This is a genomic window from Methylobrevis pamukkalensis (assembly GCF_001720135.1).
GTDB lineage: Bacteria > Pseudomonadota > Alphaproteobacteria > Rhizobiales > Pleomorphomonadaceae > Methylobrevis > Methylobrevis pamukkalensis.
The window spans coordinates 45,152-53,548 of the sequence record NZ_MCRJ01000008.1 but is presented as its reverse complement, the minus strand read 5'-3'; the positions used below and the strand labels follow the sequence as shown (position 1 = coordinate 53,548).

General features: G+C 67.3%; 9 protein-coding genes. 2 read left to right on the top strand and 7 right to left on the bottom strand.

Annotated features, from left to right (window positions below; genetic code table 11):
- The first annotated feature begins 265 nt into the window (after positions 1–265).
- Positions 266–778: a GNAT family N-acetyltransferase gene (locus A6302_RS02695; protein WP_069305750.1), complete on the top strand. Its 513-nt coding sequence runs from the start codon at positions 266–268 to the stop codon at positions 776–778.
- A 106-nt stretch (positions 779–884) separates the two neighbouring features.
- Here the strand turns inward: A6302_RS02695 and A6302_RS02690 are convergent, their stop codons facing one another.
- The 5 genes from A6302_RS02690 to A6302_RS25985 form a co-directional block, all read right to left on the bottom strand.
- Positions 885–2,018 (bottom strand): AI-2E family transporter, encoded by a 1,134-nt coding sequence (locus A6302_RS02690; protein WP_169833479.1) that lies wholly within the window; start codon positions 2,016–2,018, stop codon positions 885–887.
- A gap of 54 nt (positions 2,019–2,072) precedes the next feature.
- Positions 2,073–3,155: a zinc-binding metallopeptidase family protein gene (locus A6302_RS02685; protein WP_069305749.1), complete on the bottom strand. Its 1,083-nt coding sequence runs from the start codon at positions 3,153–3,155 to the stop codon at positions 2,073–2,075.
- Positions 3,156–3,321: 166 nt separating this feature from the next.
- A complete protein-coding gene (locus A6302_RS02680; protein ID WP_069305748.1) occupies positions 3,322–4,971 on the bottom strand; it encodes a sensor histidine kinase in 1,650 nt (549 codons plus the stop codon).
- A 233-nt stretch (positions 4,972–5,204) separates the two neighbouring features.
- Positions 5,205–5,750, bottom strand: a complete 546-nt coding sequence (locus tag A6302_RS02675) for a sigma-70 family RNA polymerase sigma factor (protein WP_069305747.1) — start codon at positions 5,748–5,750, stop codon at positions 5,205–5,207.
- A complete protein-coding gene (locus A6302_RS25985) occupies positions 5,750–5,857 on the bottom strand; it encodes a NepR family anti-sigma factor (RefSeq protein ID WP_245293876.1) in 108 nt (35 codons plus the stop codon). Before A6302_RS25985 ends, A6302_RS02675 begins: the two co-directional genes overlap by 1 nt.
- Positions 5,858–6,385: 528 nt before the next feature.
- On the opposite strand from A6302_RS25985, the gene A6302_RS02665 reads away from it, so the two are divergent.
- On the top strand, positions 6,386–7,171 hold the full coding sequence (locus tag A6302_RS02665) for a response regulator (protein ID WP_069305745.1): 786 nt from the start codon (positions 6,386–6,388) through the stop codon (positions 7,169–7,171).
- 248 nt (positions 7,172–7,419) lie between these two features.
- On the opposite strand, the gene A6302_RS02660 is transcribed toward A6302_RS02665, so the two are convergent.
- Together A6302_RS02660 and A6302_RS22615 are read right to left on the bottom strand one after the other, a co-directional pair.
- Positions 7,420–7,827 carry a hypothetical protein gene (locus tag A6302_RS02660; RefSeq protein ID WP_069305744.1) on the bottom strand — a complete coding sequence of 136 codons (408 nt, stop codon included), beginning with the start codon at positions 7,825–7,827 and terminating at the stop codon, positions 7,420–7,422.
- 10 nt (positions 7,828–7,837) lie between these two features.
- Positions 7,838–8,200, bottom strand: a complete 363-nt coding sequence (locus A6302_RS22615) for a hypothetical protein (RefSeq protein ID WP_069305743.1) — start codon at positions 8,198–8,200, stop codon at positions 7,838–7,840.
- Positions 8,201–8,397 lie beyond the last annotated feature (197 nt).

The window sequence follows — 8,397 nt, the reverse complement described above, 5'->3', positions numbered from 1 at the left end:
CCGAGGCCCAGCCGGCGGCGGCACCCGCCCCGGCGGCCGGCGAGCCCGGCTACATCGACCGGATCGGCAAGCTCGTCGGCTGGTTCTGACCGGCCCGCAGCCGGGCCGGCCGACCGGCCACCACACCCGCCCGGCTGCCGTCCGGCAGCCGCCGCGGTGCGCGGATCGATGCCCGTGCGCCGCCCTGCATCTCCTCCTGTGAATTTGCGGGCGACCCCGCGAAACGGTCTTTTCCGCTCCGCCGACTGCGGCTAAGCTTGCCTCCATGAGCACGATGTCCATCGATATCCGGCGGGCGAAACTCCAGGACGCGGCGGCCGTCGCCGAGGTCCACGACCACGCCTGGCGCAACGCCTACCGCGGCATCCTGCCGGGCGTCGACCTCGAACGCATGGTCGAGCGCCGCGGCCCGCAATGGTGGCAGCGGGCGATCCGTCGCAAGATCCATCTGCTGGTGCTGGAGGTCGACCGGCAGATCGTCGGCTACGCCACGCTCGGCCCGAGCCGCATGCGCTCGCTGCCCCACAAGGGCGAGATCTACGAGATCTATCTCCGGCCGGAGTATCAGGGCATCGGCCTTGGCCGCCGCCTGTTCCAGGCCGCCCGCAGCCTGCTCGACGACATGCGCTTCAAGGGCTTGGCCGTGCGGGCGCTGAAGGCCAACGACACCGCCGTCGGCTTCTACCGTCGGCTCGGCGGCAACGCCCTGCTGGAGACCGGCGAGCGGATCGGCGACAGCGTGCTGCCCGTGGTCGTCTTCGGCTGGGACCTGCGCTGACGACACGTCCCGGGACCGGGATCCGCACCGCCTGCCCCGCCCCGGTCAACGCCCCGGACCGATCGCTCTGTCCTGTTCCGGACCAGCCGGGCGCGCCGCCGATCCGCTAGTCCTTCTCTTCCGTCGTGCGCGCGGTCAGGAACTCGCCGAGCGCGGCGTAACCGTCGATGTAGTCGGCCACGGTCTTGACGATCACCAGCAACGGCACGGCCATGATCGCCCCGGCGATGCCCCAGATCCAGCCCCAGAAGGCCACCGCCACGAACACCGCCACCGGATTCATCTCCAGGCGCCGGCCGACCAGCGCCGGCGTGATCACCTGGCCCTCGAAGGCATTGACGAGATAGTAGACGCCGGGCGCCAGAAGGATCTCGCCGACCGTGTTGAACGACACGAAGGACACGGCCGCGACCAGGGCGGCGGAGAGGAAGGCGCCCACATAGGGGAGAAAGTTGAGCAGGCCGCCGACCAGCCCCCACAGGAACGGGTTGGGCAGGCCCACCGCCCACATGGCAAGGCCGAGCGCGACGCCGAGGCCGGCGTTGATCACGGTGACGGTCAGGAGGTAGTGCGAGATTTCCCGCTCGATCTCGCGGGCGATGCGCACGCCGCGCTTCTTGTCCGACAGGGTCGGCAGCACCTTGACCAGCTTCTCGTAGAACATGTCGCCGGAGGCGAGCAGGAAGAACAGCAGCACGACGCAGAGCGCGATCTTGGCAAAGATCAGCGGCACGCCGACCACCGCCTCGCTGATGAACCCGCCCTGTTCGACCACCACCCGCTGCGGCGCCGGCACCCCGGCCGTGGCGCTTTCCTCGATCCGCTTCGACGCCTCCAGCACCTGGTCGACCGGTCCGCGGAACAGGGTGAGCTTGTCGCGGAATTCGGCGGCGAACTGCGGCGCATCGGCGATCCAGCGCTGGACCGGATCGGCGAGGAACCAGACCATGGTTCCGAGCGTGGCCAGGAACAGCACCACCAGGGCCGCCGCCGAGAGCACCTCGGGAATGCCGATCCGGCGCATCCGGCGCACGATCGGGCTCAGCACCAGCGCGAGCAGGAAGGCGAAGGTGACCGGCATCGCGAAATCGCGGGCGATGTAGAGCGCTGCCGCGAACATGATCACGAAGATGCCGACCTGGGCGACCCGCGCCTCGAGGGAGAAGAAGGGCTCGGGAAGGCTCAGCCGGTCGGCCTCCGGCACCTCGGACGTGTCTCCCGGCCGCGGCGCGTCATCCATCGGTGTCATTGCCTGCTTCCCCCTCTCCGACCGGTCCTGCCGGACGGATCCCCGTCAACTTGCGGCCTGCAGTTCCGACACGCCCACCCGTCCGTCGATCAGGTCGCGGATGAAGGCGAGCTTGCGCGTCACCGGCTCGGACAGGACGAAGGGATAGAGATCCGGCTGGCCCATGCTGCGGTTGATGCAGTTGACCGCGAAGGTCAGCTGGACCCACGCCGAGACGAGCTCGTCGATGTCGTGCGGCTCATACGGATCGAAGGCGACCCCGTGGCGCAGCGGCGCCTCGCCGCCGATCCGCGTCCGCAGGTTGATGCCGAAGGCCCGCGCGGTCTCCAGCGTGTCGACGATGTGGAGGTAGTGGGCAAAGGTCTCCGCGAAATCCTCCCAGGAATGCGAGGCCGCATAGGCGCTGATGTAGCTCGTTGTCCAGTCGAGGGGCGCACCGTTGGCATAATGGCGCTGCAGCGCCTCGGCATAGTCCTCGCGCTCGTCGCCGAACACCTCGCGATAGGGCGCGTGCAGGCCGGGTGCGTCGACCAGGACCTCCCAGTAGTAATGCGCCACCTCGTGGCGGAAATGGCCGAGCAGCGTGCGATAGGGCTCGCGCAGCATCGCACGCCGGCGCTCGCGCTCGGCGTCGTCGCCTTCCGCCACGTCGAGGGTGATCAGGCCGTTCTCGTGGCCGGTCATCACATGCTCGTCGGTGGCCTCGTTGGAGAGGATGTCGAAGGCGAGCCCGCGGGGCGGATCCTCCTGGCGTTCCTCGATCGGCAGGCCGAGACGCAGCAGCGAATAGAACAGATGGTGCTTGGCGCGCTCGATCCGGCGCCAGTTCGCGAGATTGGCCTCGACGTCCAGATCGGGGATCATGCGGTTGTGGCTGCAGCAGACGCAGCGCGGCTCCGCCGACCCTGCCGGCACCATCCAGTTGCAGGCATCCCACTGCGCGTTGCTGCAGAACTGCCGGTGATCCTCGGGGGCATCCACGGGGGTGTAGTTGCCGTCGTCGTCTTCCACCAGCGTGCACAGCATCGCCCGCTCCGGCAGAAAGCCGAGGCGATGGCCGCAGTTGTTGCAACGGACATTGGCGAAGTCGAGCGTCTGCTGGCAGACCTGACATTCGAAATTGCGCATGATTGTTCCTTCGGACAGCCCCGCGGGCGCCGCCCCCGGCGGGGCCCGACATATGCAGCCTCAACGCCGCAGCCCCTGGCTTGTTCACGGCATTCTGAGGCTTCGTGAAAAAATGGTCGGGGCCAGTCTCACCCGCCGACGGTCGGCCGGCACGGCTTGCGGCGTGTCAGCTCGCCGCCGACATCGCATCCGCACGATGCGCGTCGAGCGGACAGTCGATCCGCACGTGGCCCGGGGTGCTTTCGTCCATGCGCGCGTCGAGCTGGCGCAGATAGGATTCGACGAAACGCCGCGACAGCTTGAAGAAATGCTGCTGGACCTCGGGCGAGCCCGAAATGTCGATCACGAGCAGCGTCGGCGTGATCTCCACATTGACGACGACCGCAATGCCGGTCCGGACCGCGCCGTCGAGATAGTCGGGCAGCAGTTCGGCCAGCAGCATCGCCACCGGCACCGCGGCGTCGAGGTGAACCCGCACGTCCTCGCCGGCGATCGAGAGGTCGAGCGTCGCGCGGCTCGCGCCGCAGACATCCTGGAGGCGGCCGATCACCTCGCGGATCACCGGACCGAGCGAGACGCTGCCGGTTTCGGAGTTGGCATAGGTGGTGCGGTAGACTGCCGACATGGCGTTCACCCGTTCCTCGGGAAAGCGCAGGATGCCGCGCTGGTCCGGCGGCAGCGCGCGCTTCTGCAGGGACAGCAGCGAGGCGATCACCTGGAGGTTGTTCTTGACCCGGTGATGCAGCTCCCGCAGATAGCGCCCCTTCTCCTCCACCTCGGCTTCCAGCTCCTCGGTGCGCTCGGCGATGCGGTCGACGAGGGCGTTGAAGGAGGCGGCAAGATCGACGAATTCGGCGGGCGCCTTGTTGCCGACCTTCAGCCGCGCTTCGGTCTCGCCCCGGGCAAAGGCACGGTTTGCCCCACCGAGCGTGTAGACCCAGCGCAGGACCGACCGGTCGAGACCGAACCAGATCGCCAGGCTGGCGATGAACAGCAGCGCCAGCGGTGCCAGCGTGCTGACCATCAGCTGGGTGCGCGGCTGCGACAGGACGTCGGATTCGAGGCTCGCCGTCACCAGCCAGAGATCGAAGGACTTCAGCCGCCGGGCGGAGTAGACGAAACTGCTGCCGGACAGGCTGGGGCGCACCGTCGTGAGACTGCCATCCGCCAGGGCCAGGCCGTGGCGCGGCCACATGCCCGGATCGAGCGACGTCGGCCCCTGCGCGATGACCTGCCCGGCGGCATTGACGAGGTCCGCCCGGCTGGAGGGGTAGTCGCGATAGTAGGCAAGCAGCTCGGCGAGATAGGACGGACTGATCGTCACCGCCACGCTGTAGGCATTGTCCTCCGGACGGGCCGCCACCCAGTAGGCGGCGTCGCCGGCGGACGAGGCGGTGCTGCGCACGATGGTGTCGCCCGGCGACAGGCCGGCGATCTCGTCGGACGGCACCGAGGTGGCCGAGGGCGGCGACAACGTCGAGCGCGCCTCGCAGAGCAGGGTTCCGCCGCTGTAGACCGCCACGCCGCTGTAGCCGCGATAGGTGGACAGCAGCACGTCGAGCCGCTCGGCGCAGGATCGTCCCGTGCCGCCCATCCAGGACGACACCCCGGCAAGCGTCGATGCGATCTGCCCGGCCCCGATCGCCACGGCGTCGACCCGCGAGGCGACGAGTTCGACGTTGTGGGCGATCGACGCCAGCCCGGACTGGCGCGCAAGATCATAGTTGTGCCAGGCGATCGCACCGAACACCACCGCGGGCGGAACCACGGCGCCGATGAGAATGAGGAAGATCCGGCTGCGAAGGGAGGTGAACACTGTGGGGCCCGGTCCGCTTTCCGACGATCCGTTCGTCGGTACCTTCAAACAACAACCTCCGGGGTCGCACCGTGCACGCACGCCGGTCGACCGGGGAACGATCGCAGGCGGAAACGGCGCCGGCATGAACCCTCACCGGTCTTTGTCTGCCGGCCTGCGGATCACATTGTCAGCATAATAGACGTTTCAATAGAGTTGAAAGTGCCTTCTGCCGGGCAAGCGGCCTCGCCGGATCAGAAACTGGCAGTTGCAGCCATGGTGGCTGCGTCGGGCCCGATGTCGGAGACGTGTTCGATCGCCAGGATGGCGGTGAGGCGGCCGCGGGCGCGGTTGAGGCGGCTCTTGATCGTTCCGACCGGCACGCCGCAGATCTCGGCCGCTTCCTCGTAGGAAAAACCGGAGGCGCCGATCAGGGTCAGGACCTCGCGCTGGTCCGCAGGCAGCTGACCCAGCGCCTCCTGGAAGTCGCTCATGTCGAGGCGTGCCTGCTGCTCGCCGGAGACGGACAGCCGGGCCGCGTGCCGGCCGTCGGCATCCTCGACCTCGCGCTTCTTCTTGCGAAGCTGACTGAAGTAGACGTTGCGCAGGATGGTGAACATCCAGGCGCGCAGATTGGTCCCCTCGGAAAAGCTCGCCGAGGCGGCCCATGCCTTCATCAGCGCTTCCTGCACGAGGTCGTCGGCGAGATCCGGCTTGCCGCACAGTGACATCGCAAAGGCGCGCAAGCTGGGGATCTCGGCGACGATCCCGTCGCGGAAGGACGTCGAGGGTGTCGCCATCACTCGCCGTCCTTCTTCGAACGCTGGGCATTCACATCTGCGTCGAGCTTGGCCAGCAGGTCCAGGAACCGGTCCGGAACCGGCTGCTGCACGACCTCGTCATACATGGCCTTCAACTTGCGCCCTATGACATTCTGGGCGTCGGCCGGGAGGCCTGGCCTGTGCCCTTTGTCTTCAAACTTTGACATTGCCTTCTCCAAGGCCCTGGTCCGCCCCCGGACACCGGCCCACACATATGGGGTAATTCCTGTTCAGCACGACAATTCGACCTGCGCGATTTTGTTCCGACATCGATGGAACATTTTTCCCGAGCACGAATTTATGAGCGTGACGGCGATCGTCTGCCCACGCCGGCCTTGTCGAATGACCGGCAGTCTTGCAGGAGTGACGGCAGTCGGATGCCCGGCTCGCCGCCGCAGATGATGACGACCGTACCAGCCCGCGAGGGACATGTGCCGGACGTTTCGATAAGGACAACCGCCTGTTGGCGGGAAAGTTCCGAGGACATCATGTGATCTCCGGCCGGTGGCGCGGGGGCCCTGCGCGGACTAAGGATGCGCCCTGCCGATCCGATGCTGGTCGGAGCAGGGCAAGAAGAACGCGGACCAGATATTGCGGATTGGAGAAAAGCGTCCATGTCGATGACCGAGCAACTCGGACCTCACCTTCCCTACCTTCGCCGCTTCGCGCGCGCCCTCTGCGGCAGCCAGATGAGCGGCGACGCCTATGTCGTGGCCGCGCTCGAAGCGATCGTCGCCAACCGCGAGGTGCTCGCCAGCGACCTGGAGCCGCGCATTGCGCTCTACAAGCTGTTCCTGACCCTGTGGAACGACACGCCGGTCAACAGCGGCACCATGATCAGCGGCAATGAGGAAAACCGCCTCGACCGGTTGACCCCGCGCTCGCGGCAGGCCTTCCTGCTGACCGCCGTCGAGGGCTTCAAGCCGGAGGCTGCGGCCACCATCATGAGTGTCGACGCGGTCGGCTTTGCCGCCCTCTCCGACGCCGCCGCCCGGGAGATCGCCGACCAGGTGGCCACCGACGTCCTCATCATCGAGGACGAGCCGATCATCGCCATGGATCTGGAAGCGCTGGTCGAGGGCCTCGGCCACCGCGTCACCGATGTCGCCCGCACCCACAAGGAAGCGATTGCCGCGGTGGCCCGCAAGCGTCCGGGCCTCGTTCTGGCCGACATCCAGCTCGCGGACGGCAGTTCCGGCCTCGAAGCCGTCAACGAGATCCTCGGCAGCCTTGAGGTGCCGGTGATCTTCATCACCGCCTATCCGGAGCGCCTGCTGACCGGCGAGAAGCCCGAGCCGGCCTTCCTGATCACCAAGCCGTTCCAGTCGAACACCCTGAAGGCCGTGGTCAGCCAGGCGCTGTTCTTCGACGAGAAGTCGACCCGCCGCGACGCCGCCTGAACGGGCCGGATGCAAGGATCGCGAAAAAATGGGGAGACGGGCTTGCGGCCCGCCTCCCCTTTCTCATTGACCCGCCTCGTGCCACCCCTCGGCCGATGCAGGGCCGCGATGCCGCAGGTTCCGGGATCATCTCCCGCATCGCAGGATCCCCCAAGGGACAGGAACGAGAACCCCCGGGGCACAAAAAAACGACGCGAACCCTGGGGCCCGCGTCGTCTCAGCTCACTCGATGCCTGTCCCGACCCGGCTCAGCGGCGGGCTGCAAAGATTCCCAGCACGACCGCGCCGACGACCGCGATCACGGGCAGCTTGCCCAGACCCTTGCCGCCCATGGCCTGCGCACCGGCCACGCTGGCGGCAATCGTCGGTGCGGCGACCGCCGTCAGGAGACGGTTCTCGCGGCGCATCCGCCGCCGCACGATCATGATCACGATCTTGACCAGAATGGCGACCGCCAGGAACCCGCCGCCGACCATCAGACAGGCATGGATCGCGCCATAAGTCTGCGCGAGCGCGATGGTCCCGGCCACGATGCCAAGCATCACGGCGAACAGGAGCATCACGCCCATGAGCGCGTTGAGGGCGATCAGGATGCTCGCCTGACGTTTCAGGCGGGTCACCTGGCCCAGAAGCAGAGCCCTGAAGAGAACGCCCATCAAGCTCTCGTCACTTTGAACGGGTGAGGAAGCCGATCACGACACCGGCGCCCAGGGACAGCGCGAGGGTGCGGAGCGGATGGCGGCGCACTTCGTCGGCCAGCGCATCGATCGCTTCCGTCGAGGTGTCGCGGGCAATCGCGGTGGCGGCGGCCGCCTTCACGCCCGCTGCAACGCGCAGTTCGTCAGCCGTCGCGGCGAGGCGGTCGATGCCGCTGGCGACATTCTCGCCCATCACCACGCCCTTCTGCTCGACGAGCACGCCCACGGTGCGGGCAAGCTGGGAGATGTCGGTGCGCAGCTTCTCCAGCTGGGCCCCGATGTCGCCTTCGGCAGAGTTCGCGATGTTTTCGGCAATGGACTTGTCAGCCATGGGATACTCCAGATTTCCAGAATGGCACGGGCCGACCACCGGCCGTCCCTTCGCGAATTCAACGAAGAATAGTCCCATATGTTCCACGATGGGCAGGGGCCTGTTGCAGAAAATCCTCCGAAAGACGATCCTGCGGCATCTGCCCGCTGCAATGCGGGACGGGCCATGCCAGCGGATGCTATCGCTGTCGAATCGTC